30 protein-coding genes are annotated in these 26,656 nt (G+C 30.9%); 28 read left to right on the forward strand and 2 right to left on the reverse strand.

Features of this window, described 5'->3' with window-relative positions; all coding sequences use genetic code 11:
* Positions 1-12 precede the first annotated feature (12 nt).
* Positions 13-891, reverse strand: a complete 879-nt coding sequence (locus tag B5E75_RS02885) for a LysR family transcriptional regulator (protein WP_087357292.1) — start codon at positions 889-891, stop codon at positions 13-15.
* Positions 892-1,020: 129 nt separating this feature from the next.
* Here B5E75_RS02885 and B5E75_RS02890 point away from each other — a divergent pair, with 129 nt between their 5' ends.
* Positions 1,021-1,953, forward strand: a complete 933-nt coding sequence (locus B5E75_RS02890; protein WP_087357293.1) for an AEC family transporter — start codon at positions 1,021-1,023, stop codon at positions 1,951-1,953.
* A 465-nt stretch (positions 1,954-2,418) separates the two neighbouring features.
* Here the strand turns inward: B5E75_RS02890 and rhuM are convergent, their stop codons facing one another.
* Positions 2,419-3,207 carry a RhuM family protein gene (gene rhuM / locus B5E75_RS02895; RefSeq protein ID WP_241146612.1) on the reverse strand — a complete coding sequence of 263 codons (789 nt, stop codon included), beginning with the start codon at positions 3,205-3,207 and terminating at the stop codon, positions 2,419-2,421.
* A gap of 243 nt (positions 3,208-3,450) precedes the next feature.
* On the opposite strand from rhuM, the gene B5E75_RS02900 reads away from it, so the two are divergent.
* The 27 genes from B5E75_RS02900 (at position 3,451) to rplI (ending at position 26,648) form a co-directional block, all read left to right on the forward strand.
* On the forward strand, positions 3,451-3,918 hold the full coding sequence (locus B5E75_RS02900; protein WP_087357294.1) for a hypothetical protein: 468 nt from the start codon (positions 3,451-3,453) through the stop codon (positions 3,916-3,918).
* Between the two features lie 128 nt (positions 3,919-4,046).
* A complete protein-coding gene (locus B5E75_RS02905) occupies positions 4,047-5,000 on the forward strand; it encodes a sugar ABC transporter substrate-binding protein (protein WP_087357295.1) in 954 nt (317 codons plus the stop codon).
* Positions 5,000-6,307 (forward strand): sensor histidine kinase, encoded by a 1,308-nt coding sequence (locus B5E75_RS02910; RefSeq protein WP_087357296.1) that lies wholly within the window; start codon positions 5,000-5,002, stop codon positions 6,305-6,307. Before B5E75_RS02905 ends, B5E75_RS02910 begins: the two co-directional genes overlap by 1 nt.
* The gene (locus B5E75_RS02915; protein WP_087357297.1) at positions 6,300-6,974 is read left to right on the forward strand and encodes a response regulator transcription factor; all 675 of its coding nucleotides are present in this window, start codon (positions 6,300-6,302) and stop codon (positions 6,972-6,974) included. The genes B5E75_RS02910 and B5E75_RS02915 overlap by 8 nt, the downstream gene beginning before the upstream one ends.
* On the forward strand, positions 6,967-8,256 hold the full coding sequence (locus tag B5E75_RS02920) for an ABC transporter substrate-binding protein (protein WP_087357298.1): 1,290 nt from the start codon (positions 6,967-6,969) through the stop codon (positions 8,254-8,256). The genes B5E75_RS02915 and B5E75_RS02920 overlap by 8 nt, the downstream gene beginning before the upstream one ends.
* Before the next feature lie 158 nt (positions 8,257-8,414).
* Entirely contained in the window at positions 8,415-8,831 is a 417-nt protein-coding gene (locus B5E75_RS02925; protein ID WP_087357299.1) for a PTS sugar transporter subunit IIA, read from the forward strand.
* Between the two features lie 14 nt (positions 8,832-8,845).
* Positions 8,846-9,337 (forward strand): PTS sugar transporter subunit IIB, encoded by a 492-nt coding sequence (locus B5E75_RS02930; RefSeq protein WP_087357300.1) that lies wholly within the window; start codon positions 8,846-8,848, stop codon positions 9,335-9,337.
* A gap of 18 nt (positions 9,338-9,355) precedes the next feature.
* A complete protein-coding gene (locus tag B5E75_RS02935) occupies positions 9,356-10,198 on the forward strand; it encodes a PTS mannose/fructose/sorbose/N-acetylgalactosamine transporter subunit IIC (RefSeq protein ID WP_087357301.1) in 843 nt (280 codons plus the stop codon).
* Position 10,199: 1 nt separating this feature from the next.
* The gene (locus tag B5E75_RS02940) at positions 10,200-11,033 is read left to right on the forward strand and encodes a PTS system mannose/fructose/sorbose family transporter subunit IID (protein ID WP_087357302.1); all 834 of its coding nucleotides are present in this window, start codon (positions 10,200-10,202) and stop codon (positions 11,031-11,033) included.
* A gap of 15 nt (positions 11,034-11,048) precedes the next feature.
* Complete coding sequence (locus tag B5E75_RS02945) at positions 11,049-11,318, forward strand: hypothetical protein (protein ID WP_087357303.1); 270 nt, start codon at positions 11,049-11,051, stop codon at positions 11,316-11,318.
* Positions 11,319-11,362: 44 nt separating this feature from the next.
* Positions 11,363-12,166 (forward strand): Cof-type HAD-IIB family hydrolase, encoded by an 804-nt coding sequence (locus B5E75_RS02950; RefSeq protein ID WP_087357304.1) that lies wholly within the window; start codon positions 11,363-11,365, stop codon positions 12,164-12,166.
* A 100-nt stretch (positions 12,167-12,266) separates the two neighbouring features.
* Positions 12,267-12,866 (forward strand): DJ-1 family glyoxalase III, encoded by a 600-nt coding sequence (locus tag B5E75_RS02955; RefSeq protein WP_087357340.1) that lies wholly within the window; start codon positions 12,267-12,269, stop codon positions 12,864-12,866.
* A complete protein-coding gene (locus B5E75_RS02960) occupies positions 12,829-13,380 on the forward strand; it encodes a DJ-1 family glyoxalase III (RefSeq protein WP_087357305.1) in 552 nt (183 codons plus the stop codon). Before B5E75_RS02955 ends, B5E75_RS02960 begins: the two co-directional genes overlap by 38 nt.
* Before the next feature lie 19 nt (positions 13,381-13,399).
* Positions 13,400-14,170 carry a MurR/RpiR family transcriptional regulator gene (locus tag B5E75_RS02965; protein WP_087357306.1) on the forward strand — a complete coding sequence of 257 codons (771 nt, stop codon included), beginning with the start codon at positions 13,400-13,402 and terminating at the stop codon, positions 14,168-14,170.
* A 204-nt stretch (positions 14,171-14,374) separates the two neighbouring features.
* Positions 14,375-14,968 (forward strand): recombinase family protein, encoded by a 594-nt coding sequence (locus B5E75_RS02970; protein WP_087357307.1) that lies wholly within the window; start codon positions 14,375-14,377, stop codon positions 14,966-14,968.
* Positions 14,969-15,010: 42 nt separating this feature from the next.
* Entirely contained in the window at positions 15,011-15,532 is a 522-nt protein-coding gene (locus tag B5E75_RS02975) for a cysteine hydrolase family protein (RefSeq protein WP_087357308.1), read from the forward strand.
* A gap of 127 nt (positions 15,533-15,659) precedes the next feature.
* Positions 15,660-15,872 (forward strand): iron-containing alcohol dehydrogenase, encoded by a 213-nt coding sequence (locus B5E75_RS14915; RefSeq protein ID WP_211962171.1) that lies wholly within the window; start codon positions 15,660-15,662, stop codon positions 15,870-15,872.
* Complete coding sequence (locus tag B5E75_RS02980) at positions 15,847-16,839, forward strand: iron-containing alcohol dehydrogenase (RefSeq protein ID WP_275086199.1); 993 nt, start codon at positions 15,847-15,849, stop codon at positions 16,837-16,839. The genes B5E75_RS14915 and B5E75_RS02980 overlap by 26 nt, the downstream gene beginning before the upstream one ends.
* 12 nt (positions 16,840-16,851) lie before the next feature.
* Positions 16,852-17,679: an SDR family oxidoreductase gene (locus B5E75_RS02985; RefSeq protein WP_087357309.1), complete on the forward strand. Its 828-nt coding sequence runs from the start codon at positions 16,852-16,854 to the stop codon at positions 17,677-17,679.
* 276 nt (positions 17,680-17,955) lie between these two features.
* Positions 17,956-18,936: an aldo/keto reductase gene (locus B5E75_RS02990; protein WP_087357310.1), complete on the forward strand. Its 981-nt coding sequence runs from the start codon at positions 17,956-17,958 to the stop codon at positions 18,934-18,936.
* Between the two features lie 373 nt (positions 18,937-19,309).
* Positions 19,310-20,701 carry an AAA family ATPase gene (locus tag B5E75_RS02995; protein WP_241146613.1) on the forward strand — a complete coding sequence of 464 codons (1,392 nt, stop codon included), beginning with the start codon at positions 19,310-19,312 and terminating at the stop codon, positions 20,699-20,701.
* Positions 20,702-20,838: 137 nt separating this feature from the next.
* Positions 20,839-21,723 (forward strand): LysR family transcriptional regulator, encoded by an 885-nt coding sequence (locus B5E75_RS03000; RefSeq protein ID WP_087357311.1) that lies wholly within the window; start codon positions 20,839-20,841, stop codon positions 21,721-21,723.
* A gap of 119 nt (positions 21,724-21,842) precedes the next feature.
* Positions 21,843-22,379 carry a flavodoxin family protein gene (locus B5E75_RS03005; RefSeq protein WP_087357312.1) on the forward strand — a complete coding sequence of 179 codons (537 nt, stop codon included), beginning with the start codon at positions 21,843-21,845 and terminating at the stop codon, positions 22,377-22,379.
* A 101-nt stretch (positions 22,380-22,480) separates the two neighbouring features.
* Positions 22,481-23,245 (forward strand): Cof-type HAD-IIB family hydrolase, encoded by a 765-nt coding sequence (locus B5E75_RS03010; RefSeq protein ID WP_162607626.1) that lies wholly within the window; start codon positions 22,481-22,483, stop codon positions 23,243-23,245.
* A 72-nt stretch (positions 23,246-23,317) separates the two neighbouring features.
* A complete protein-coding gene (locus tag B5E75_RS03015; protein ID WP_087357314.1) occupies positions 23,318-24,238 on the forward strand; it encodes a DUF2232 domain-containing protein in 921 nt (306 codons plus the stop codon).
* On the forward strand, positions 24,238-26,202 hold the full coding sequence (locus B5E75_RS03020) for a GGDEF domain-containing protein (RefSeq protein WP_087357315.1): 1,965 nt from the start codon (positions 24,238-24,240) through the stop codon (positions 26,200-26,202). The genes B5E75_RS03015 and B5E75_RS03020 overlap by 1 nt, the downstream gene beginning before the upstream one ends.
* Positions 26,202-26,648, forward strand: coding sequence for a 50S ribosomal protein L9 (gene rplI / locus B5E75_RS03025; RefSeq protein ID WP_087357316.1), 447 nt, complete (start codon positions 26,202-26,204; stop codon positions 26,646-26,648). The genes B5E75_RS03020 and rplI overlap by 1 nt, the downstream gene beginning before the upstream one ends.
* Positions 26,649-26,656 lie beyond the last annotated feature (8 nt).

Raw genomic sequence — 26,656 nt, forward strand, 5'->3', positions numbered from 1 at the left:
TAGATGTCAATATTAACTGATTTCTTCCTTCAATAGTTCTAAAAATCTTTCGGCTTGTTTAGAAAAAAGATGATATTTTTTCCATGCAATATGAATACCATCCTCTAATTGTGGAGAAAGAGGTTTAAAGCATAGTAAACTATTTTCATCAGTGGAAATAATATTGTTGAAAGTTAAAGCATAACCTCCACCTTCTTCGACTAATAAAGCAGAATTATGAATCAAATTGTAAGTGACTTTAATATTCAGTTTTCTTTCATTACCACCAATCCATCCAGCAATTTCATTTTTTACAATATCCTGATCAGATAAAATAATCGGTTGATTTCTTAACATATCAGGTGTAATGGCATCATGTTGAGCTAAAGGATCGTCTTTTCTCATTAATACACCCATCACTTCTTTTCCTGGTAGTGTAAAATAATCATATTGAGAAAGATTGACAGGGTCAAAGAAAATACCAAAATCTAATAATCCACTCTCCAATTTATCAGCAACATCTTGAGCATTACCACTAAAAAGATGAAATTGAATTTTAGGGTGCATTTTTTGCATACTGGCAATCACACGCATAATCAGACGCATAGAAGCACTCTCCCCACCACCAATATAAATATCACCAGAAAGTTCTTCTTGATTTTTTGATAATTCACGTTCAGCTTTTTGGGTAAGAGTGATAATTTCTTGAGCATATTGTTTTAGAATGATGCCATCTTTTGTGAGTGTGATTTTGCGATTACCACGAATAAATAATTGCTTTTGAAATTCATCTTCTAATTCTTTCATCTGTCTTGAAAGAGTTGGCTGTGTAATATGCAAAACTTCAGCTGCTTTAGAAATGCTTTCTTCTCTTGCGATAGCTAAAAAATATTCTAAGACTCTTATTTCCATGATTCATCACCTATTATCATTATAGCCGCATTTGCTATGCCTTACAAGTATAGGAAAATATAAAATATAAGTATTTGATATATGTTGGGTGAATTCATATAATAAAGGCAAAATGAAAGGAGAAAATATATGACAGCTTTATCAACATTATTCCCCGTATTTTTTATGATTGGTTTAGGAGTATTTGCAAGAATAAAAGGATGGATTACACCCCAACAAAAAGAGGGAGCCAACCATATTATATTTAATATTTTATTTCCTATTATGATCTTTAATGTCTTATTTACTGCCAATATATCAGTTTCGGTAATTTGGATTGTATTATATGTTTTTATCGCATTTGTATTAACAATGGTATTAGGAAAATTGTTAAGTCAGTTTACAGGAGCAAAAATGGCTCATATTTCACCCTATTTATTAACAACAACAGAAGGTGGGAATGTCGCTTTACCATTATACACATCTATCGTTGGGTTAAGTTATGCGAGTAATACAGTGATTTTTGATATTGCAGGAAGCTTAATAGCTTTTGTTGTGATGCCTATCATGGTCGCAAAAGAAACATCTGGGAAAACAAGTTTTAAAGAGTTGTTGAAAACAATTTGTACAAGTTCATTTTTGATTGCAGTAGCCTTAGGGTTAATTCTTAATTTAATAGGGGGTTACACTTTTTTACAAACAACACCACTCATAGATATTTATACAAATACAATTAATCAGGCAGCGGGTCCTATTGTAGGAATGATTTTATTAATTATTGGTTTTAATTTAAAAATACAAAAAGAAGCATTACCATCACTTATCAAATTGCTCTTTGTAAGATTTGTATTGTTTGCAGGAATTATTGCAGGATTCTTTATCTTATTTCCATCAATGATGGCAGATCAAATTTATATGATTGCAGTTTTGATTTATTTTATGAGTCCAACAGGATTTGCTGTTCCTATGATTATATCCCCACTTAATAAAACAGAAGAAGATGAAGATTTTCAATCAGCATTTATTTCTTTATATATGGTTATTACATTAATCGTTTACGCTTTGATTGTTGTATTGATTTAACAATATCATTTTAATGGTATTTGAGGGATGCATGACATCGCCTCTTTTTCTTTTTTAAAGAAAGATGTAGACTTGTTTGATATATATTTGAACAACTATAAATATTCTATTCTTACATCCATTGTTTTCATTTAGATAATGATTTTATCAAAAGAAAAAGTAGAAATCCGTATGAAAATTCAATAAGTATTGGTCTATTTTAGCCTATATGAAATAAAAACTAGGAATTATTTTAATATCATTCCTAGTTAAAAATCTATAAATTGGATTCGATGACATTGGGTTATATAACTGATTTTTATTTCATAATTGTCTTAATGAGTTGCATCATAATATCTTTATCTTCTGGTCTTGAAGTAGCTACTAATATAGTCAAGGTTGCAAGCGTATCATTATTGATTCTTTCTATTCCATTTTTATATAAAGCATTGATCTTATCTAAAAAATATAAAAATATCGTTGCCTCTATTCTCTTGTTCCATCAATAAAGCTATGATTCTTAACAATAAAATATAATAATGCACTGGCTTTATCTTCAAGTGTTGGATATAAATCATTTCCGCCAAAACTTTGATAGATGGTTGATATACTACTTTTAAATGAATCATCTCTTTCAATGGCAAATTGATCTCCCTGATCTGCAAACATTGTATTGTGTATTAATTTTATACATTCATCGTATTGAATGATATAAATATCTTTTTGTCCTTTGGGTACTTCTAAACAATGATGATCATAATCATCTAATATTTTAAATCCTCTCTGGTAGGCTTTTAAAAACTCTAGCATAGCATCACTACTTGGCAATTGACCACCTGCTTCTTTGTATTGATCAAGCATTCTTGTAACATATTCAATATCTTGAAAGTGTCTATCATTAACAACATATCCTTTTAATAAATATTCTCTTAATATATTATTAGCCCATTTTCTAAAAAGAATACCATTTTTAGATTTTACTCTATATCCGATACTTATTATCATATCTAAATTATAATATTCAATTTGTCGAGTGACTTGACGATTGCCTTCTTTTTGAACTGTCGCAAATTTTGCGATAGTTGAATTATCTAATTCTTCCTTTAATGCATTGTTAATATGTTTTCCTATTGTCTTAATATCTCTATCAAACAATTGTGATAATTGTTCTCTATTTAGCCATACTGTTTCATTATTGGAATCAATAGTAACATCTAATACAAAATCTCCATTTTTAAATTGAACAACTTCATTTTTTTCTACAGTATTAATCATAGCATCATCTTCTCCTTTTCTATTTTTATTGATGAGTTTATGATAACATTTGTTTGTTTCTATTTTATGACCAAATACAAAAAAGATTGAATAATAGAATAAAAAATAAATAAATGAGAAAGAATATATTTTTATATCATTCTTTGTTGAAACATGTTTTTAATTGATGATAGTGTTTATTGATATTTTTATTTTACGAAGATATGTCCTTAAGATATAATATATAAGTCAGGAGATGAGAAAATGTTTGATTATGAATCAGAAATTATTACAGCAATCAGAGAAAGTCATGAAACAATTCTAGAAAGTATTATCAAAGATACCAAAGAAGTTTATCAACTCTATTATGAAATACGACAACTGTTGGCTCAAGGTGGTCATATTTTGATGAAAGTTTTTATTGGAATGATGACTCTTTTTATAGCGTTATGTATCTTCTTTATCCAACAACATATTTATCCTTTGGGTATTCTCTTTTTTATTCTTGCAATCATTGTTATGGGATTGGTTATCATTGTCCGTTTTATTTTAAGTGTAGATGCTTCTCATTGGATAGATTGTTTAAGAGATGATGAAGCATTAGTTATGAATAGATATTTAAAAGCTAAGCATATTGAAATTCGATTAAAGAATCAAACAATATCTAAATATTTAAGACATCGACATCAAAAAGAAGTTTTATCTTTAGATGAAGATATGAATGAATCATAAGGTATATTCTATTGAAGAATATGCTTTTTTATTGAAAAGAAATAGATAAACCTATGGAAAGACTATCTTAATTTTTATGGAAAGTATATAATAAGATATATCTTTACATAAACAAAGTAGGTGAAATAATGCAAATAGGAAAGAAAAAGATTGTTGTTATGAGTTTATTTATCGTTGTCATGTTAATTGGTACTCTTATTTATAATAATGATTATTTTCCTAAAAGACAGAATTATCTTTTTGGGGTAACATATATGACAATGAACAATACGTTTTATGAAGTTATCAACAATGAATTATTAAAGGAAATTGAAAATAGGGGAGATCAGCTTCTTGTAAGAGATCCAGCTTTAGATATAGATAAACAAATTGAACAAATTTATGATTTTATTGATGAAGATGTAGATGGGATTTTTATTAATCCAGTAGATTCAAAGAAAGTAACTCCTGCTTTAAAAGCAGCTAAAAAAGCCGGGATACCTATTATTGTTATGGATGCATCTATAGAACAGGAACAGTTTGTTGATTGTACGATTGTGTCGGATAATTATGATGCAGGTGTTCAATGTGCTAAAGACATGATGAAAAGATTGAAATCAGCAAATATTGTTCTATTAAAACATACAAATGTCCAATCTGCGAAAGACCGTATAGATGGATTTTTAGAAACAATTGATGGATACTCTCAATATCAAATTATCGATCAGGGAGAATGTGAAGGACAGCTGGAATTAGCCATGCCTATTATGGAAGATATTTTAGAAAAAAATAAAGATGTTGATGTTGTGATGTCTTTAAATGATCCAAGTGCTTTAGGAGCATTAGCGGCTTTACAGGCATATCAATATCATCATACTATCGTTTATGGGGTTGATGGGACACCAGATATTAAAACACTTATTGGTAATCATTCGATGGTTGCAGGAACTGTTGCACAATCACCTATTTCTATTGGCAATATTGCGGCACAAAATATGTATGAATTATTACGAGGGAAAGCTATTGAAAAAAATATTATTATTCCAGTTCAGTTAATCAATGAAAATAACATAACAAAGTATGATCAAACGGGGTGGCAATAATGAAATATTCTTATCAACAAGTTCTATCTATATTACGTCATTCCCTTAGTATATTAAATTTTGTTATTATTCTTTTTTATAGTATGTTGATTTTAATGACAACACAATATATTGTACAAATACAATACGCCAGAGAATTTTTAGATCGTATCACACATCTTCCACAACACCCACTCGTTACTTTTTTGGGTTCTATATCATTATATGCAGTTTTAATTTTTGTTATATATAATAGAAATACAACAAAAGTTTCATATAAAATGAATGTTTTTTATAGTTTTTTAGAAGTTTTGATTGGTTTTCTTTTAATTTATTTTTTATACATGTCCTATAATGGTGTTTTATTCCTTATCTTCTGTGATTCTATTTTTAACCTAAAACAAGAAAAATATTCCAAAGGATTATTAGGTGTATTGATTATTGTGTATATCATATCTAGTTATGATGTTTTTTCTATATTTGTACCTATGACCAATATGTTTGAATATTTTCAGATATATGGTTCACAAGTCAATGGTATTCTTATGATTATTACTTCATGTTTAGAGATGCTCAATATTATCTTGTTTATTGCATTTATGATTGTTTATCTTGCCGATGAAATGCGACAAAATCAATATATTTCAGAAGAATTAGATATGGTGAATCAAGTCAATAAAGAACTTCAAAATTATGCAGCTATTACTGAAAAAATTGGGGAAAACAAAGAACGAAAACGTCTAGCAAGAGAAATTCATGATACTTTAGGTCATGCATTAACGGGCATAGCAGCAGGAGTGGATGCCTGTATTGCGATGATTGATCAAAATCCTACAGCTACAAAGCAACAGCTTCAAGTGATTTCTAAAGTTGTTAGACAAGGAATAACAGATGTGAGAAATTCTTTAAATAAGTTACGTCCTGGAGCTTTAGAAGAACATGGCTTTAAAGAGGCACTTGAACGTATGATTGCAGAATTTTCAAGTGTCAGTGATTTAACAATTGAATTAGATTATCAACTGGAAGATATTGATTTAGAGAAAACAGATGAAGATATTATTTTTCGTATTATACAAGAGTCAATTACGAATGCTTTAAGACATGGACATGCCACTGAGGTTAAAATTAATATGCATTATGATAAAAACTTTTTGCATCTGAAAATAAAAGATAATGGTATAGGGTGTGATGATGTTCATTTTGGTTTTGGTTTAACGCAGATGAAAGAACGCTTAGCGATGATTAATGGAGAAGTTCATTTTGATGGACATCAAGGATTTTTAACAGAAGTGACATTACCAAGAAAGGAGAGGGATAAGCATGATTAAAGTTGTTATTGCTGATGATCAGGAACTTATTAGAGAGTCATTAAAGATTATTTTAGGAACACATGATGATATACAAGTTGTGGGAGTAGCAGGAGATGGATCAGATGTTTTACATATTTTAGAACGTGAAGCAGTGGATGTTATTTTGATGGATATACGAATGCCTGGAATGGATGGTGTTCATTGTACGAAGATTGTCAAAGAACAATATCCCCATATAAAGATTATTATTTTAACAACTTTTGATGATGATGACTTTGTTTTTAGTGCATTGAAATATGGAGCGAGTGGATATCTTTTAAAAGGTGTAGGAATGGATGAACTGTATCAAGCAATTATTACGGTCAATAGTGGTGGTGCCATGATTAATCCGGATATTGCGACAAAAGTCTTTAGTATGTTTTCAAAGATGACTCAAAATAACTATGCTGTCCAAGTAGATGAAAGTTCGATAAAAGATATTAGTCATCCAGAATGGCGTGTTATTCAACAGGTTGCTTTTGGATTGTCTAATAAAGAAATAGCTCAAAAATTATATCTTTCTGAAGGAACAATTAGAAATTATCTAAGCTCTATTTTATCAAAACTCAATCTAAGAGATCGTACACAATTAGCCATATGGGCTGTACAAACCGGTATAACAACAAAGGATTTTCATGATGAATAAGAAAAAGATAATTTGCATCCTTGTGATGATTGCATGTTTTATTTTGATTATTTATCGTCCACGTCAGCTCACTCTTACGATTGGTGTTTTTGCAGGGAGTAATTGGGATGTTCCGAATGGAGATTGTTATAAAATTATTGATCAGGCCATTGAAAGGTATGAAAAAGAATATCCAATGGTTCAAATCGAATATGAGAGTGGAATTTTAAAAGAAGATTATTCAGAATGGCTTTCAGCTAAATATTTAAAAGGGGAAGAACCAGATGTCTTTATGATTCTGGGAGAAGATTTTAATACTTTAAGTGCGTTAGGGGCATTAAAAAATTTAGATAGTTTGATACAGAAAGATCAGCAATTTCATATTGAGAATTATTATGCCAGTGTTTTATATTCTGGACAATATCATAATCATCAATATGCATTGCCTTATGAAAGTAATCCAACGTTAATGTTTGTTAATCAAACGTTATTAAAAAAAGAACATATTCATCTTCCAGATAATGATTGGACATTGGATGATTTCTATACGATTTGTCAACAGGTGACAAAAGATACAAATAATGATGGACAAATAGATCAATATGGTTGTTATAATTATGATTGGTTAGATTCTGTTTATAGCCATAAGGTCAATTTATTTGATGAAAATGGAGAATTTTGTTATTTAAATCAAAAAGATGTTAAAAATGCTATTTCATTTGTACAAAAAATATATAATCTTAATCAGGGGTACACTGTCACATCACAAGATTTTGATATGGGGAAAGTTGCTTTTGCACCTATGTCCTTTGCTGAATATAGAACATACAAACCTTACCCTTATCGTGTTAAAAAATATTCACAATTTGAATGGGATTGCATTCAAATGCCCGGAGCAGATGAAAATAATAGTAGTGAGGTTTCATCGTTGTTGATGGGGATTTCTTCAAGAACATCTCACATACAAGAAGCTTGGGAATTTTTAAAACTATTAACTTATGATACGCAGACACAAAAAACACTTTTCCAGTATTCACAAGGTATTTCATCTTTAAAAACAGTTATTCAGTCTGATGATGTAGAAAGTTTATTAAATAGTGATATTTTGGAAGATACACAAGTGAATTTAAACTTGTTGAATGATGTTATGGAAAATGCTATGAGTCAAAGTCAGTTTAGAAAATATAATTCTGCAATTGTAACTATGAATACTCAAATCAATCAAATGATTCAAAACAATGAAGATTTAGATTTATCATTGATTTCTTTACAAAATGAAATCAATGAATACTTAAGAGAATAAGATAATGATAAAGTCAAGGATTCTTGGCTTTTTTTGTATTGTGACATTTGTCATATTGATTTCCTATCATCTGTCATGATGAAAATATGACAATAGACAGATGGAATAGAACCTTATCATTGATACAATGATAGTGTCAAATGAAGGAGGGGAAAAAGGTGAAATATTTAATAATGGTAAGTCATGGACAGTTTGCTGAAGGATTGAAAGATGCTCTTTCTATGTTAGCAGGGCAACGTGAAGATGTTTTAGCATTAGGGTTACAAAATGGTAAAAGTGCTGATGAATTTGCAGAAGAATTTTCAAATATCATAAACCCGATTTGTCAAGATGATGAAATAATTTTATTAGGTGATTTAATTGGTGGATCACCACTTACAACAGCTATGAATGTTGTAAGTGAAAAAGGACTCCATTGTACAATCATTGGAGGTATGAATTTACCATTAGCTCTTACGGCTGTTTTGATGAAAGATACAATGTCAACAAATGATCTTGTTAGACAAATCTTGAATGAAGCAACCACAGCATTAAGAGAATTGAAAATTGAAAATGATGAAGATGAAGATATTTAAAGGAGGAAAGAAAAATGTCAGTTTCATTTATTCGTATTGATGATCGTATGATTCATGGTCAAACATGTACACGTTGGGCTCGTGAATATCCTTGTGATGGTTTAATTGCTGTAAATGATAAAGCAGCTAAAAATGATGTGTTAAAAGCGGCCTATAAAGCTGCCAGTGGAAAGAAAACATTTGTCTGGACTTTAGAAGATTTTCAAAAGAAAGCACAAAAAGTATTAGATAGTGATACACGTTATTTCTTGATTACAAAAAATCCTGTAGATATGTGCAAAATATTAGTGGATCAGGGATTTCAGTGTGGTATTGATACAGTCATTGTAGGTCCTTGTAATGATCGTGAGGGAGCAGTGAAATTAGGAAATAATCAATCTATTACACAAGAAGAAGCTGATGCTTTTGAAAAAATTGCAAAAGCAGGATATAAAATTAAATTTGCTTTATTGCCAGATGTTTCTATAGGAACATGGGATGATTTTAAAGGAAAGTTCGGTTATTAAAAAGGGGAGGTTTCATTTATGGAAATTAGTTGGTTACAAGCTGCCTTATTAGGTTTATTTGCTTGTTTATCAAGTATGCCTGGTTTAGGTGGAACATCAATTGGGAACTACACATTAGGTAGACCATTAATTGGTGGTTTAGTCTGTGGTATTATTTTAGGGGATATTTATTCAGGTATTTTGGTTGGAGTCGCTATGCAAGTTGTGTATATTGCTTTGGTGACACCGGGTGGAACGGTTTCAGCAGATGTACGTGCCGTAAGTTACATTGGTATTCCATTGGCTATGATTGCTTTAAAGAGTTATGGTTTAGATGCTGGAAGTGCAGATGGACAAGCAATGGCAACTTCATTTGGAACAATGGTTGGAACTTTAGGAACTGTCTTATTCTATGGAACAGCAACAATTAACCTTGTCTGGCAACATATTGGATGGCGTGCCGTTGAAAAAGGTGAGTTCAATAAATTATATGTTGTCAATATGGGATTGCCTTGGATTTCACATATTCTTTGCTCATTCATTCCAACTTTAATCATGTGTAAAATGGGAGCACCAATGGTAGAGTTGATTAAAAATTACTTACCAATGGATGGAATAGCAATGATGACATTATTTACAGTTGGTTCATTACTTCCATGTGTCGGAATTGCGATTTTATTAAAACAGATTGCCACAAAAGCAGTTGACTTCATTCCATTCTTCTTTGGTTTTACTTTAGCAGCTGCATTAGGAATTAACCTTGTATCTGCAACTGTGATTGCTGGTATGTTTGCATTAATTAATTATCGTATTAAAATGTTGACAATCAATAAACCAGCAGTCAATTCAAATGTTGATGATGATGACGAGGAGGATATTTAAGATGGAAAAGAAATTAACAAAAAAGACTCTGACAAAGTCATTTCATAATTGGTATTATGGAAACTTAACATGTTTCTCACAAGAACATATGCAGACTTTTGGATATCTTTGTTCTATGCTTCCAATTGTTAATGAATTGTATAATCAAAAACAAGATAAAGCAAAAGCTATGCAAACTTATACAGCTTTCTTTAATACAGAACCACAGATTGGTTCAGTCATTGTTGGTATGACAGCAGGGTTAGAAGAAGCCCGCGCCAATGGTGAAGATGTAGATGATGAAACAATTAATGGATTACGTGCTGGGTTAATGGGACCTTTAGCAGGAATTGGAGATTCATTAGTCGTTGGAACAGTTATTCCCATTTTATTAGGTGTAGCACTAGGAATGTCTAATGGGGGTTCACCACTAGGAGCTATCTTCTATATTATTGTTTGGAATTTATTTGCTTACTTTGGAATGAAATTCTTATATTTCAAAGGTTATGAATTAGGTGGTAAAGCTGTTGATTTCTTAGTAGGACCTCAAGGAGAGGCTTTAAGAGAATCTATAACAATGTTAGGTGGAATTGTTATTGGAGCTGTTGCAGCTACTTGGGTATCAGTGCAAACAAGTTTTACTTTAATAGCTAAAGGAGCAACAGAACCATACTTGAATTTACAAAAAACATTAGATAGTGTTTATCCAGGATTTTTAACAGCTGCATTTGTTATGCTTTGCTGGTATTTACTAGCAAAAAGAAAAATGTCACCAATCAAAGTTATGTTATTACTTGTTGTGATTGCCTTAGTTGGTGTATTAGTTGGATTTTTTAATCCAGGTTTACAATATTAAAAGGAGGACAGTGTCATGGATACCAAACGCAAAGAAGCTTATATAGCAGAAGTACAATATCAAACAAAAATGCTCAATCATTTAAAAAAATGGTTAAGAAACCTTATCATATTTTCCTCAATTTCTCTTGTCTTTGTTTTGTTTGGATCATCCATTCATCCATTTGTACAAGTCATAAGTGTTATATTCATGATATTAAGCATCCTATCATGTATACTTGTTGGATTGGGATATAAAAATGGATATGATAATGTTCGTAAAATACTTAATATAATGAAATCATAAGAGGATTGTTGTCAAAACAATCCTCTTTCAATAAGGAGAATAAAATGTATCAAATTGTATTCAGTGATGTTGATGGAACTTTGTTGAATGATCAACATCAAATGACACCATTAACACAACAATCTATTATTTGGCTACATAATAAACAAATTCCATTTGTGATTGTATCAGCACGTAGTCCTTCAGGTATTTTTCCAATCATGGAAGAAAATCATTTTAAATCTCATCTCATTGCCTATAGTGGAGCACTTATTATGGATGAGTATCGACATATACTCTATGAAAAAGGGATGAAGACAGCACTAGCTATGTTAATTATTCAGAAGTTAAATGCCATGAATATAACATGGTGTGTATATTCTTTTGATCAATGGTATGTTCAAAATCGCCAAGATGAAAAGATTCAAAGAGAAGAAAACATTGTAAAAGCTCAATCTCAAGAGGCTTCTTTAGATGATTTGTTGTCATTACCAGTTGTTCATAAAATATTATGTATCTGTCGTCCCAATCAGACATTAATAGTTGAAAAGCAATTAAAAAAAGATTTTCCACAACTGACAATCGTTAAATCTTCCGATATACTTATTGAAATCATGGAACAGGGAATTAATAAAGCACAAGCTGTTAAACAATTATGTCAATTATGGAATATTCCTATTCAAAAAGCAGTAGCATTTGGAGATCAGTATAATGATTTAGACATGTTGTTAGAGGTAGGATATGGATGGGCAATGGGAAATGCACCAAAAGAAATCAAAAAACAAGTCAAATATGCGACATTGGATAATAATCATGATGGTATTCATTATGCATTAAATAATATGAATGATGAAGGAAAGAAAATTTGAAATGATTTTCTTTTTTTATTTTCATTTCCTAATTTAGGAAATACATTGTTGAAAGTGATGAAACAGTTTATGATACAGGCAAGAAAGGAAGATGATGGGTATGAAAAAGGTAGCAGTTGTTGTGGCACCGGGATTTGAAGAAGGAGAAACACTCACAATTGTCGATATTATGCGTAGAGCACATATCCAATGTGATATGTTTGGATTTGACAAGGTTGTTCAAGGAGGACATGATATAGAAGTTGCGTGTGATGATGTTTTAAGTGAAAGAGTTCTTGATTATGATATGATTGTTTTACCAGGAGGTTATGGTGGATCGAGAGCTATGCGTGATAGTGATTTGATGATGGATTTATTGCATCAAATGAATGAAAAAGGAAAATATATTTGTGCTATGTGTGCGGCTCCGATTGTATTAGAAAGAGCTGGATTATTAGAAGGAAAAAACTTTACAGCATATCAAGGTTATGATCAAAAGATACATCAAGGAAATTATTTAGAAGATAAGGTTGTTATTGATGGTCAAATTGTAACAAGTCGAGGACCGGCAACAGCCTATGCTTTTGCTTATAAACTGGTTGATTTATTAGATGGAGATTCTTTGGCAGTGAAAAAACGTATGATTTATTTTAATGCTTTTGATGTAAAGGAGGACGAGTCATATGAAGCGTGTTGCTGTATTGATGGAGAAGGGATATGAAGAAGGAGAAACCCTTACGATTGTTGACTTATTAAGGAGAGCCAATATAGAATGTCATACATTTTATTTTGATAATGAATTTGTGGAAGGAATGCATCATATGATGATCAAAGCAGATCAGCAGTTTGGTGATGAAATCAAAGATTATGATGTCCTTGTTTTACCAGGAGGTAGACCAGGTGGAGAAAACTTAAGAAATAATGAAGATGTGATTCAAATGGTTCAATATTTTAATCAACATCATAAAATTTTAGCAGCTATGTGTTCAGGTACAATCGTTCTATCTGATGCTAAAGTCATTGAAGGTAAAAAAGTTACAGGATATACAGGTTATGAAGAAAAGTTAAAAGGTGGTCTATTCTTAAATGATGTTGTTGTTTATGATCAAAATATAATCACAAGTCAAGGACCAGCGACACCTTATCCTTTTGCTTTTCAAATCATTGAAGCATTAGGTCAAGATACAAGTGAAATGAAGGAGAGATTGATGTATAATTTTGCTGGAGGAAGATAAAGAAAGTGAGTGATTAAGGATGATTTATGGAAAGTTACCGGTTGTGTTTTTAAGTGTTTTAACAAGTGAGAAAAAAGATTCAACCAATCATCAAATAGCAACCTATATTTTAGAGCATATTGATGAAATGCAAAATATTGGTATTCAAGATTTGGCTAAGCGTTGTCATGTGGCGATGAGTTCTATTTCTCGCTTTTGTAAGGAAATTGGTTTAAAAGATTTTGCACAGCTCAAAGAATTATTGGCAGATTCTAATTTCTATTTTGAAGAACAGTCACAGTCTACTTCTTTACAAGTGAGAGTAAGAGATTATGGACAGAAGATTTATGAAAGCATACAAATGGTAGAATCATCATTAAATCTCAAACAACTTATCTCTTTGTGTCAAGATTTATATCAATATCAAAGAGTTGGTATTTTTGGTTTATTAAAGGCACAAACAGCTGCCATGAATCTACAGACAGATTTATTAATGACAGGAAAACAAGTTGAATCTTATGTATCTTATTTCCAACAAATGGATTATATTTTAAATGCAGATGAAAATGATTTAATTATTATCCTTTCTTATACAGGTTCCTATTTTGAATATGAAAATTTGAGAGTTTTACAAAAGAAACTAGAAGCACCTAAAATATGGATGATTACAAGCGTTCAAGAAAACTATCCCTATTTTGTTGATGAAGTTTTAACTTTCCAATCTTTACAGGATCAAGGAAGTCATCCTTATCAATTACAGTTTATCGCAAGTTTAATTGCTCAAGAATATAATTACAGATATAAAATATGATTATGAAGGCAAGATGATTCTTGTCTTTTTTTTATATGAGATAAGTTTTGGTTTATGGGAGATGTTTTTATTCAAGAATATATTTAAGAAAGTCACAAAAATGATGCTTTGTTTTTGATGTGTTACTTTTGTGTGACATTAATCAAAGATTTCTATCTTTTTTGTATACTGTTATTTAACTCATAATGTGAAGGAGGAGATAATATGAATTATGGGTATATAAGAGTATCATCTAAGGATCAATGTGAAGATCGTCAATTGATGGCATTAAAACAATATGATATTTGTCACAAAAATATATATGTGGATAAAATCAGTGGAAAGAGTTTTAATCGACCACAGTATAAACGATTAATGAAAAAATTGAAAAAAGGAGATGTGCTTATGATTTTATCTATTGATAGATTAGGTAGAAATTATGATGAAATACAAAATCAATGGCGAATCATCACAAAAATAAAACAGGCAGATATTGTTGTTTTAGATATGCCATTATTAGATACGAGGCAAAAAAATGAAAATGATTTAACTGGTGTTTTTATTGCTGATATGGTTCTTCAAATCCTGGCTTATGTTGCTCAAATTGAAAGAGAAAACATCAAACAACGACAAAAAGAAGGGATTTGTGCAGCTAGACAAAGAGGTGTTGTTTTTGGTAGACCACGTAAAGATGTACCAGAGAATTTTTGGGATATCAGAAATAAATGGCAAGAAAATGAAATATCTTCTAGACAAGCAGCCAGAGCATTAGGTATTGCTCAAAGTACTTTTTTAAGATGGGTTGAAGAAATTTTATAATCGTTATAAATATGATATAATATGAAATCAAGGAGGGATCATATGAAAAAGACAATAATTGTTGTGGATATGCAAAATGATTTTGTGACAGGAAGTTTAGGAACAAAAGAAGCTTGTAAAACAGTTCCTGTAATTGAAAAACTGTTAAAAGAAAATCAAGAAAATCAAATTATCTTTACCCAAGACACACATCATGAGGATTATCTTTCAACGAGTGAAGGAAAAATGTTACCTGTTGAACATTGTATGAAAGGAACAAAAGGATGGGAAATTATCCCAGAATTAAAAGAATGGACACATCAAGCTATAATGGTGGAAAAACCTACATTTGGAAGTTTAAAATTACCTCAACTTATATCTCAGAATCAACCAGAACAAATCGTTCTTGTAGGTGTTTGCAGCGATATATGTGTGATTTCTAATGCTTTGATTTTAAAAGCATATTTCCCTGAAACGCCTATCATCGTTTATGAAAATGCTTGTGCAGGAGTCACACCAGATAAACATCAGGCAGCCATTGAAACAATGAAAAGCTGTCAAATTGATGTTCAAACTTATTTATAGACATATTTTGAAATGGCTAAGGTCATTTCTTTTTTTATAAGTAAAACTTATGGATTGGATTAGAAATTGAAATTGTTACAAAATGATAAAAATCATACAATAAACATAACAAAGGAGGAAGCATTTTATGAACGATTTTATTTTTCAAAATACAACAAAAGTTTACTTTGGTCAAAATCAATTAAAACATTTACACGAAGAAGTTTTACGTTTTGGCGATAAGATTTTAATTGCTCATGGTGGAGAATTTATTAAGAATTCTTCATTATATAGTCGAGTGATCAATGAACTTCAATCACATCATATTACTGTATATGAATTGGGGGGCAGTAGAGCCTAACCCTAGACATACAACAGTCAATCGTGGTGTGAAAATCTGTAAAGAAAATGGGATTCCAACTGTATTAGCTATAGGTGGTGGTTCGACCATTGATTGTTGTAAAGCTATTGCAGCAACAACTTTATCAAAGACCGACAATATTTGGGATTTAGTAGAAGGTAAAGAATGGAATCAAGCCTTAGCTGTCATAGCCATGCCAACAATAGCTTCAACAGGCAGTGAAATGGACAAATCATGTGTCATTGCCAATGTTGAATTAGGAGTCAAGAAGGGGATTCATGGTGAAGCTATTAGACCAAAAGTTGCCTTTTTGGATCCAACGAATACAATGACAGTTCCACCATTTCAAACAGCTTGTGGGGGATTTGATATTATGGCTCATATGTTAGATATGAATTATTTTGTAAATGCTCAAAAATATCCATTACAGTTCAATGTTGTTGAAACATTACTTAAAACAGTCAGACAACAGTTACCGGTTGCTGTTCAAGAACCAGAAAATTATGAAGCAAGAGCAACGATGTTGTGGGCAGCAAGTTGGTCATTAAATAGTTTTTGTACTTCTGGATTTCAAACGCAACCCTCTTTACATACTTTAGAACAGTTTTCAGCAACTTATGATATGACTCATGGTTTAGCTCTAGCAATTATTATGCCACAATGGATGAAATATTTATTGGATAGAGATGAAACAGTCATTGATGATTTTGCAAGATTTGGTGTTAATGTGATGGGTATTGAAGCAAGTGATAATAAAAAGATTGATGCTTATCAAACGATTAAGGCTCTACAATCTTTTATTCAAGATGAACTAGGATTGCCTATGTTTTTATCACAATTGAAGATAGATGATACAAAATTTAAAGAAATTGCAGTCAAAGCTTGTGGTGGTCAAGAAATAATATCTCGAGCATATCGACCATTAACACAAGAAGATTGTTTCAATATTTATAAAATGTGTTTATAGGAGGTAAAAATAATGAAAGATGTGATGATTGTTACAGGGGCAGGACAAATCAGTATGGCTATCGCTAGAAGAATGGGCTATGGTCAAAAGATTATTATGGGAGATAAAAATATCAACAATGCAAAAGCAATTGCAGAAGTTATGAATAAGGCAGGATTTGATGTTATTCCTTTTGAAATGGATTTAGCTTCTAGAAAATCTATATTAAGTATGATAGATGAAGCTAAAAAATATGGACCTATAACGATGCTAATCAATGGGGCAGGTGTTTCACCAAGTCAGGCATCTATTGAAATGATTTTAAAAGTTGATTTATATGGAACAGCTGTTTTATTAGAAGAAGTTGGGAAAGTGATTGAGCCCGGAGGTGTCGGAGTAACAATTTCTTCGCAGTCCGGACATCGTATGGAGCAATTAGGTGAATATAAAGATCGATTGTTGGCGATGACTCCAACAGAAGAATTATTGCAATTGGATTTTTTGCAACCACATCAAATAAAAGATACTTTACATGCATACCAACTTGCAAAAAGGTGTAATGAAAAAAGAGTAATGGCTGAATCCGTCATTTGGGGTCAAAAAAGAGCCAGAATTAATTCTATTTCACCGGGCATTATTGTGACACCGTTAGCTATTGATGAATTCAATGGACCAAGAGGTGATTTTTATAAAAATATGTTTGCTTCATCTCCAGCGAAACGACCGGGTACAGCAGATGAAGTTGCCAATGTGGCGGAACTTCTTATGAGCCCACAAGGTGCTTTTATAACAGGTTCAGATTTTTTGATTGATGGTGGAGCAACAGCAAGTTATTTTTATGGTTCATTACAATCAAAGTAAAAGATATTTATTTTATGATATAGATGATTTGACTATTCTTTTTCGTTATAGCAGATTTCTATATTGATATTGTACAAAAAGAATAAGAATCATTAAAATGAATGATGGAAGAAAGATAAAACATTCTATAAGTTTAAAAATGAAAATGATAAAAAAGATGATAGGAATGTGATGATATTTATTTGTGCTAGAGAACTTTTTGAAAAGACTATCAAAATGATAAATTAATTTCAATATATGAATAAAAGTGCTGATATATAAGAGGAGGTTTAAACAATGGAAAAAAGAAGATTAGGACAAACAGATATGTATGTCAATATGGTTGGGCTTGGATGTATGGGACTATCCCATGCCAGTGGAACACCTGTTGCTAGAGAAGAAGCCATTCATATTTTACAGGAAGCACATCATATAGGTTATGATTTATATGATACAGCTGAATGTTATACGGGTATTTATCCTGATGGAAGTATTAGTCATAATGAAGAAATTGTTGGCGAAGCTGTGAAAAACTTTAGAGATGAGATTGTTCTGTGTACAAAATTTGGTGTAACACACAAAGGTAATCACTTAGAATTAGACAGTTCACCACAAAAGATTAGAGAATCTATCGAAGGATCATTAAAAAGATTGCAAACAAATTATATTGATATTTATTATCAACATAGAATTGATCCTCAAGTAGAACCAGAAATTGTTGCAGGTGTGATGAAAGAACTCATTCAAGAAGGAAAAATCAAAGCTTGGGGAATTAGTGAAGTGAATGAAGACTATTTAAGAAGGGCACATGCTAACTGTCCAGTGACTGTTATTCAAAATAGATATTCAATGATGGCTAGGTGGCATGAACATTTAATAAATGTTTGTCAAGAATTAGGAATCACATATATTGCTTTTTCGCCATTAGCTAATGGTGCATTAACAGGAGCTTATCATTCTCAAGCAGATTTTAAAGATGATAAGCAGGATTTTAGAAGAAATATGCCACAATATAGTGAAACAGGTATGATAAAAACAAATCAATTGTTAAAAATAGTAAGTGAGCTTGCTAAAAAATATAACGCTACAAATGCTCAAATATCTTTAGCGTGGATGTTGTCTAAATTCGATAATCTTATTCCTATTCCGGGTTCTAGAAAAATAGACAGACTAGCATCAAATTTTGCGGCTGGAAACATTCATCTTTCTTATGAAGATATCGAAATAATTGATTATCAATTAGAACATATGGAATTTGAAGTTTTTGGTGGACATTAAATCATAGAGAGTTATAACATCAATTCATTTTATAAAAATATAATAAATAGAGAGTATGATTTCATATTCTCTATTATTTTTCTAAAAAAATAAAATTCACAGACAAAGCATAATTATCATAAACAATTAGCAACATATATAGTCATAGTATTTTACCCTACAAATGTATAATAAAACAAGATAAGAAAGCGGGTGAAAGCATGAGATTATATCTCAATCCAAGAAATAATAGCTTTCAACAGGCACTTAACAATCCTATATATGTAGATAAGTCATTACTAATTAACTCTATACGAATTGATTAATAGGCACTGGTGATAATAAATTATGCATATCAAGACCTAGATGTTTTGGAAAGAGTACAGATGCTAATATGTTAGTTGCCTATTACTCTAAAGGTTGTGATTCTCATCATATTTTTGATTCACTCAAAATCAGTCAAACTGATTATTATTTAGAACATCTTAACCAGCATCATGTCATTCATATTAATATGCAAAGCTTTTTAAGCAATACACACAATATTGATAAAATGATCCAATTACTAACAATAAGAATTTTAAATGAGCTCAAACAGGAATATTCAATCACTTTCTTTGATGAAGCAAATCTTTCATTATCTCTAGAAGATATCTACGTATCCACAAAAGATCAATTTATTTTTATTATAGATGAATGGGATTGTATATTTAGAGAATATGTTCAAGATAAAGAAGCACAGAAACAATATCTTGATTTCTTAAGAAATCTATTGAAAGATCATCCATATGTAGAACTTGCTTATATGACAGGGATATTGCCTATTAAGAAATACGGAACACATAGTGGTTTGAATATGTTTGAAGAAATATCCATGTTGAATGCAACACCTTTAGAATCTTTTATGGGATTTACTGAACAGGAAGTTTATGATTTATGCTTAAAATATAATATGGATTATAATGAGATGAAACAATGGTATGATGGCTATCGCATGTCCAATGATATTTCTGTCTACAATCATCGCTCTGTTGTTTATGCTCTTATGGACAGAAAGTATGAAAACTATTGGACATCAACAGAAACTTATGAAGCCCTACAAGTTTATATAGATATGAACTTTGATGACTTGAAAGATAATATCGTTCAATTATTGTCAGGAGAGAGTGTAGATGTTAATACAAGCAAGTTCCAAAATGATATGACAACGTTCAAGTCAAAGGATGATGTCTTAACACTTCTAATACATCTTGGATATCTGGGATATAATAATTCAGATCATACCTGCTATATTCCTAACAAAGAAGTATCAACAAGCTTTATTGATTCCATAGAAGATTCAAACTGGGAAGAAACGACAAAGGCATTATTAAATAGTCGTGAATTATTAGAGGCAACATGGAGAAAAGATGAAGAAGCCGTTGCCAGATATATCGAAGAAGCCCATCTCAACACAGCAATACTGACTTACAACAATGAAAATGCATTGTCATATACACTCGCTTTAGCATATATCTATGCCAGAAATCATTACACAATGATAAGAGAAATGCCTACTGGAAAAGGTTTTGCAGATGTTGTTTTGATTCCATATCGAGATAAACCAGCTATGATTATAGAGCTGAAATGGAATCAAGAAGTCAAGACAGCGATAGATCAGATCAAAGAAAAGAAATATCCAAAAGGATTAGAGAAGTATAAAGATAACTTACTGATTGTTGGAATCAGTTATGACAAGAAAACAAAGAAACATACATGTCATATAGAAGAAATGAAGGCTCGTTAAAAAGTGAGCCTTTTGTGAGTTTTCATTTATTCTCAAATGTGAAAAATGAACTTAGAAAATATTGGATAAAAGATGAAATATTGGTCAGTTGTTTGATAAAGTCTTTTTTGATAAAATGAAATTAGAGGTGAGAAATGATGCTACTGAAACAAATGAAGTATTTTATTACAATTGCAGAATGTGGAAGTTTTACAGAAGCTGCTATACAGTGCTATATTTCTCAATCTGCAATTTCTCAACAAATTCGAGCATTAGAAGCTGATTTACAAGTACAATTGTTGATAAGGCAAAAAAGGCATATTGAATTAACGGAAGCAGGAAAATATTTTTATCGTCATGCGAAAGCTATTTTAAAAGAAGTAGAACACATAACTGAAGAAACAAAAAGATTAGGAGAAGATCATGAATTAGCTTTAAGAATTGGATATCCTAAAAACTTTAGTTTGCATGAACTTCAACAAGCGATTACTCAGTTTTATGATTTATATTCAGAAGTTAAGATTTCTATTGTGAGTGGGACACATGAAGAATTGTATGAACTTTTATTACAAGGAAAAATAGATTTAAAAATCAGTGAACAAAGAAGAACCTATAATCAAGATTACTATAATGATGAACTAAAATATAGTGAATCATATGTGGAAATAGCTTCTGTTCATCCTATGGCTAAAAAACCAATACTAACAACAGAAGATTTAAAATCTATGTCATGTATATTGGTTGTATCTAAAGGTTATGAACAATCAGAAAAGAATTTTTATGAAAAGGATTTAGGTTTATCACATCAATTTTTATATGTAGATTCTTTGGAACAGGCACGTTTGATGGTGGTAGGGAATCGAGGATATTTACCAATTGATGTGATAGGGCATATGGATATACCTGTAAAAGGTATCAAAAGGATTCCACTTTATAAAAATGGAAAACCAGTTCAAAGGAATTATTTTGTATGCTGGAATAAAAGGAATACAAATTATTATATTGAAGAATTTGCTGAAATATTGAAAAATATTTTTAATTAATAGAAGATTGCTCAGAAATTGGTTTTTATTATACCTAAAAGGTATTGCTAGAGATAAAATATAAGTATTAGACATAGGTTGGATACAGGGCTATGATAATGATGAGGGGTGAAATGAATATGAAAATATTGATCATAAAAGGAAGTCCTCATATCAAAGGTTCTTCCAATCTTCTAACAAGTCAATTTATAAAAGGAGTTCAAGAAAATCATCATGAGGTTACAGAATTTGATGTTGCACATCATCATATAGCGCCTTGTTTAGGATGTGAACATTGTGGCATGGATGGACCTTGTGTACAAAAAGATGATATGAATGAATTAAAGGAATTGATGTTAAGTCATGATGTGATTGTTTTTGTATCGCCATTATATTATTTTGGTATTTCTGCACAGTTAAAAGCCGCTATTGATCGTATTTATAGTTTTACAATGAAATTATCCTCAATGCATAAAAAGACAGTTTTTATTTGTGCCGCATGGAATAGTTCAAAGAGAACAATGGATGCTGTGGAAGCACATTATCAGGCATTGGTTGATTACATGCATTTTGAAGATTTAGGTATGATTCTCGCTACTGGCTGTGGAACACCGTCTATGACATCACATTCTGCTTTTATGAAACAGGCATATGAATTAGGAAAAAGTATTGATTAAGACTCTTGAAATCATCAGAGTCTTTTCTTTATAATAAAATAAATGGTAAGGATAATGAGAATGATTTTTAATCAAGTTCAACGCAGAAAGAAGGAATGATTATGCAAAAGATATTTTTCTTTGATATTGATGGGACATTAGCTATTCATGGGGTTATCCCTGAAAGTAATTTAAAAGCATTACAATTATTGAAAGAACGTGGCTATTATACATTTATTTGTACAGGAAGATCGCCTTTCTATGCACAAAATCTGTTTGCCAATCTTGTGGATGGGTTGATTACATGTAATGGCAGATATATTTTATATCATCATCAAAAATTACATGGTGAGGCATTTTCAAAGGAAGAATTATATGATTATCAGGAGAAAATAAAAAAATTAGAAGCTGGAGCTATGTTTGTGTCTGATAATGTTGCAGTGCCTTATTTATTAGATGAAAAGCAGATACAAGAAATACAAAAAGAATATGGAAAACAACATATTCAATTGTTGCCAAAGGATTTATCTTTCTATACGTTTGATTTGTTTTATGATAGTCTTTCAAAAAGGGATGAACTGATTGAGGCTTTTCAAAAAGAACTTGTAATTAATGATCATGGTGGACATGGTTCATGTGATTGTTCTACTATTGGTTTTGATAAAGGTGACGGAATTGCATATCTTTTAAATCATTTTCATATTGATAAAGCAGATGCCTATGCTTTTGGTGATGGTTATAATGATCAGGCAATGTTTAGAGAAGTAGGTCATGCCATTGCAATGGGGAATGCAGTAGAAGAATTAAAACAAAAAGCGACATATATTACCGATTCTATTGATTGTGATGGGATTATGAAAGCTTTAATCCATGAAGGAATAGCATAAAGTTATTCCTTTTTGCATAAATGATTCCTTTTATGCTATAATAGCGATACTTGAAAAGAAAGGATCATCCATATGGGAAATATTAAAATAAAAAAGATGGTGCAAGGTGCTATGCTATCAGCGATCTTTGGTGCTTTATCGATTTTTAATACGTATACAGGAAGTTTATTAGATATATTTATTTGTTATGTTATGGTTATACCTCTTGTATGGTATAGCTATCATTATTCCTTACAGGATAGTTTGATAGTCGCTTTTGTATCTATGCTTATTATTATCATAACTGGTTTACCTTTTTTTGCAATTTCAGCCTTTTCATCTTGTCTGATTGGTTTGTTTTTAGGACAAGCTTTAAAGCGTCACGCTTCTCGAGGCGCTTTGTTGTTAGGTACTTTATTTTTAACTTTTTTAAACAATGTTTTGCTTTATGAAGTTTTTGCCGGTTTATTAGGAATGGATTTAATAGCGGAAATGAAAGAAATGTATATTATGATGCAAGATATAATCCCCTCTTTATCACAAAGTATTTCCTTGACTTCTTTTCTTTCTTTAGCACCTTTACTACTATTAATCATGTCAATATTAGAAATGTATGTTATTCTTCTTTTTTGTCAAATGGTTTTATCACGATTGGATATTTCTTTTCCATCTTCATTTCATATTGCATATATGCATATCAATAGAATAATAGGGTGGCTTGTCTTATTTTTGTGGATATTCAGTTATTGTTTGCAAAATATTTTTCATTTCCATTCTTTATATTTCACATATATTCAATTAATGAGTTCATTGGTGTTTGCAGTGGAAGGCATTGCTTTTTTATCTTGGTTATTGATTTTATATCAAAAACCACGTGGTATTATTTTAGTTATGCTTGGTTTTTTAATACCATTTGTTTTACCGGTTTATATTGTCATAGGAATCATAGATATATTTAGTGATTTAAGAGAAAAACTATTGTATAATAAACATAATAGACAAGGAGGGGTATAATGACAAGAAAAATGATACAGATTAGAAATCTCATTATGGCCATACTGGTTGGAGAATGTGCTTTATTATTTGGATTATATCTTTTGTTGAATACTTCAATCTTGTTGACGTTTAGTGTGTATGCTTTAATTAAAAATATAATTATTTTTACTATTATTGTTTATATATCTTATATATTAGAAAATAATCATTTAAGTGTAGAAGAAGTTTTAAATAAGGATGCTAAAAATGCTTTTCTTTTTGGTGGGATTGCTTTAATTCAATATGATGAAAATAGAAATATTGTATGGACGAGTGATTTATTAAAAGCTATGAATATTAATGTTGTGGGGGTAAAGTTATTAGAATGGCAACCTCATTTAGCTAGTCTTTTTGATGATGAAGATGTTAAAGTCATTGATATTAAGGGGAAGAAATTTGAAGCCTATAATAGCCAAGAAACAAAATTGATTTATTTAAAAGATGTCACACAACTGTTATCGTTGCAACAGGATTATTTAGATCAACAAGTCTGTATGGCCTACATTACCATAGATAATTATGAAGAAACATTAGAAAATGCAGATGAACCAAAGATGGCTTTAATACAATCACGTTCTCGTCAAGTGATTGTCGATTGGGCTTATTCTAATGGGATTATTATTAGACGTTTTAAATCTGGTGGATATCTGGCTTTCTTTAATGAACGTATTTATCGTAAACAAGTTGAAAATAAGTTTGCAATTTTAGATACTTTTAAAGAAATGTCTAAGGAATTAGATGAAGTCATGACTTTGAGTATTGGAATTGGGAAGGATTCCCGTGTTTTAAGAGAACTGGATGAAATGGCTTCTGCTGCTTTAAACTTAACTTATTCACGTGGTGGTGATCAAGTTGCGATTAAATCGGGTGAAGATAAGAAAGTGAGATTTTTTGGTGGTAACAGTGATACATTTGAAAAGAGCAGTAAGGTTCGTGCCAGAGTTATTGCTCAATCTTTAGCTGGACTGATTAAAAATGCTGGACAAGTTCTTGTGATGGGACATAAAAATTCTGATTTAGATTCTTTTGGGGCTTCGATTGGTGTAGCTAAAATTGCGATGGCATATGGAAAAAAGACAAATGTGATTATTGATTTTGATTCGATTGAAAAGAAAACAAAAGAAGTTGCTGTGATGGTAAAGGCTGATCAACGTTATAAAGGATTATTAATATCAGCTAATGAAGCAATGGAAAATATTAATAAAAATACTTTATTGATTGTGGTAGATAATCATAAATCAAGTTTAGCTCTTTCTAAACCTTTGCTTGATCGTGTAAAAAATAAGGTCATTATTGATCATCATCGTCGAGGAGAAGAATTTATTGAGGCCCCCGTATTAACATATCTGGAACCGGCTTCTTCTAGTACCGTAGAATTAGTGATTGAGCTTTGTGATTATCAGAATGTGGATTTGAAAATCAATGAGCTAGATGCTACAATAATGTATGCAGGTATGCTTGTTGATACCAACAATTTTAAACAGCGTGTCGGTGTTAGAACATTCCAATCAGCGGCTCATTTAAAAGAGCTACAGGCGAATGTTCCAATGGCTTATGAGTTTATTAAAGATTCTTATCAAGAAACCTTGCAACGTTTATCTATTACGCAAACTGCTTATCAATTTAATCCTCAAATCTTAATTGCCTGTGGACAGGAAAGTGAGGAATACACACGTAGTTTACTGGCAAAATCAAGTAATGCACTATTGGAGATTAGTGGGATTAAAGCAAGTTTTTCGATTGGAAAGGTATCAAAAACAACGGTGGCCATTAGTGCTAGAAGTACAAAAGATATTAATGTACAAGTGATTATGGAAGCAATGGATGGTGGAGGTCATTTTAGTATGGCTGCGGCTCAATTTGAAGATCAGTCCATTGAACAAGTGCGATTGTTATTGGAAGAAAAAATACAGGAATATTTAGATGATAGAGGTGAAGCATAATGAAAGTGATTTTATTACAGGATGTTAAAAAATTAGGAAAGAAAAATGATATTGTGAAGGTGGCAGATGGATACGGTCAAAATTATTTGATTAAAAATCATTTAGCCATTTTAGCAACTGAACATGGAAAAGAAATGGTTGCTCAAACAAAAGAAAAAGAAAGATTACAGGAATTAGAAAATAAGAAAAATGCTGAAGCATTAAAAGAAAAGATTGAAAGTTTGACTTTGGAATTTCAATTATCTTCTGGTAAAGATGGAAAAACTTTTGGAAGTATTTCAACAAAAAATGTGGTTGAAGAATTATCTAAAAAATATGATATTAAGGTGGATAAGAGAAAATTTATTAATGCTAGACCAATTCAGGCATTAGGTTATACAAATTTAAAGATTGAATTATATAAAGGTGTTATTGCAACTATTAAGGTACATTTATCTGAAAAATAAGGAGGAAT

The sequence above is a fragment of the Massiliimicrobium timonense genome (genome assembly GCF_002160865.1).
In the GTDB taxonomy this organism is placed as follows: domain Bacteria; phylum Bacillota_I; class Bacilli_A; order Erysipelotrichales; family Coprobacillaceae; genus Allocoprobacillus.

Excerpts from the sequence above, each read along its gene's own strand:
- B5E75_RS02965 (WP_087357306.1), top strand. The coding sequence starts at position 13,400 with ATGATTTATGGAAAGTTACCGGTTGTGTTTTTAAGTGTTTTAACAAGT.
- B5E75_RS02900 (WP_087357294.1), top strand. The coding sequence starts at position 3,451 with ATGTTTGATTATGAATCAGAAATTATTACAGCAATCAGAGAAAGTCAT.
- B5E75_RS02945 (WP_087357303.1), top strand. The coding sequence starts at position 11,049 with ATGGATACCAAACGCAAAGAAGCTTATATAGCAGAAGTACAATATCAA.
- B5E75_RS14915 (WP_211962171.1), top strand. The coding sequence starts at position 15,660 with ATGAACGATTTTATTTTTCAAAATACAACAAAAGTTTACTTTGGTCAA.
- B5E75_RS02985 (WP_087357309.1), top strand. The coding sequence starts at position 16,852 with ATGAAAGATGTGATGATTGTTACAGGGGCAGGACAAATCAGTATGGCT.
- B5E75_RS02970 (WP_087357307.1), top strand. The coding sequence starts at position 14,375 with ATGAATTATGGGTATATAAGAGTATCATCTAAGGATCAATGTGAAGAT.
- rhuM (WP_241146612.1), bottom strand. The coding sequence starts at position 3,207 with ATGATTAATACTGTAGAAAAAAATGAAGTTGTTCAATTTAAAAATGGA.
- B5E75_RS02935 (WP_087357301.1), top strand. The coding sequence starts at position 9,356 with ATGGAAATTAGTTGGTTACAAGCTGCCTTATTAGGTTTATTTGCTTGT.
- B5E75_RS03000 (WP_087357311.1), top strand. The coding sequence starts at position 20,839 with ATGCTACTGAAACAAATGAAGTATTTTATTACAATTGCAGAATGTGGA.
- B5E75_RS02955 (WP_087357340.1), top strand. The coding sequence starts at position 12,267 with ATGAAAAAGGTAGCAGTTGTTGTGGCACCGGGATTTGAAGAAGGAGAA.
- B5E75_RS02910 (WP_087357296.1), top strand. The coding sequence starts at position 5,000 with ATGAAATATTCTTATCAACAAGTTCTATCTATATTACGTCATTCCCTT.
- B5E75_RS02960 (WP_087357305.1), top strand. The coding sequence starts at position 12,829 with ATGAAGCGTGTTGCTGTATTGATGGAGAAGGGATATGAAGAAGGAGAA.
- B5E75_RS02990 (WP_087357310.1), top strand. The coding sequence starts at position 17,956 with ATGGAAAAAAGAAGATTAGGACAAACAGATATGTATGTCAATATGGTT.
- B5E75_RS02915 (WP_087357297.1), top strand. The coding sequence starts at position 6,300 with ATGATTAAAGTTGTTATTGCTGATGATCAGGAACTTATTAGAGAGTCA.
- B5E75_RS03015 (WP_087357314.1), top strand. The coding sequence starts at position 23,318 with ATGGGAAATATTAAAATAAAAAAGATGGTGCAAGGTGCTATGCTATCA.
- B5E75_RS02980 (WP_275086199.1), top strand. The coding sequence starts at position 15,847 with ATGAATTGGGGGGCAGTAGAGCCTAACCCTAGACATACAACAGTCAAT.
- B5E75_RS03020 (WP_087357315.1), top strand. The coding sequence starts at position 24,238 with ATGACAAGAAAAATGATACAGATTAGAAATCTCATTATGGCCATACTG.
- B5E75_RS03005 (WP_087357312.1), top strand. The coding sequence starts at position 21,843 with ATGAAAATATTGATCATAAAAGGAAGTCCTCATATCAAAGGTTCTTCC.
- B5E75_RS03010 (WP_162607626.1), top strand. The coding sequence starts at position 22,481 with ATGCAAAAGATATTTTTCTTTGATATTGATGGGACATTAGCTATTCAT.
- B5E75_RS02975 (WP_087357308.1), top strand. The coding sequence starts at position 15,011 with ATGAAAAAGACAATAATTGTTGTGGATATGCAAAATGATTTTGTGACA.
- B5E75_RS02940 (WP_087357302.1), top strand. The coding sequence starts at position 10,200 with ATGGAAAAGAAATTAACAAAAAAGACTCTGACAAAGTCATTTCATAAT.
- rplI (WP_087357316.1), top strand. The coding sequence starts at position 26,202 with ATGAAAGTGATTTTATTACAGGATGTTAAAAAATTAGGAAAGAAAAAT.
- B5E75_RS02920 (WP_087357298.1), top strand. The coding sequence starts at position 6,967 with ATGAATAAGAAAAAGATAATTTGCATCCTTGTGATGATTGCATGTTTT.
- B5E75_RS02890 (WP_087357293.1), top strand. The coding sequence starts at position 1,021 with ATGACAGCTTTATCAACATTATTCCCCGTATTTTTTATGATTGGTTTA.
- B5E75_RS02950 (WP_087357304.1), top strand. The coding sequence starts at position 11,363 with ATGTATCAAATTGTATTCAGTGATGTTGATGGAACTTTGTTGAATGAT.
- B5E75_RS02930 (WP_087357300.1), top strand. The coding sequence starts at position 8,846 with ATGTCAGTTTCATTTATTCGTATTGATGATCGTATGATTCATGGTCAA.
- B5E75_RS02885 (WP_087357292.1), bottom strand. The coding sequence starts at position 891 with ATGGAAATAAGAGTCTTAGAATATTTTTTAGCTATCGCAAGAGAAGAA.
- B5E75_RS02905 (WP_087357295.1), top strand. The coding sequence starts at position 4,047 with ATGCAAATAGGAAAGAAAAAGATTGTTGTTATGAGTTTATTTATCGTT.
- B5E75_RS02995 (WP_241146613.1), top strand. The coding sequence starts at position 19,310 with ATGTTAGTTGCCTATTACTCTAAAGGTTGTGATTCTCATCATATTTTT.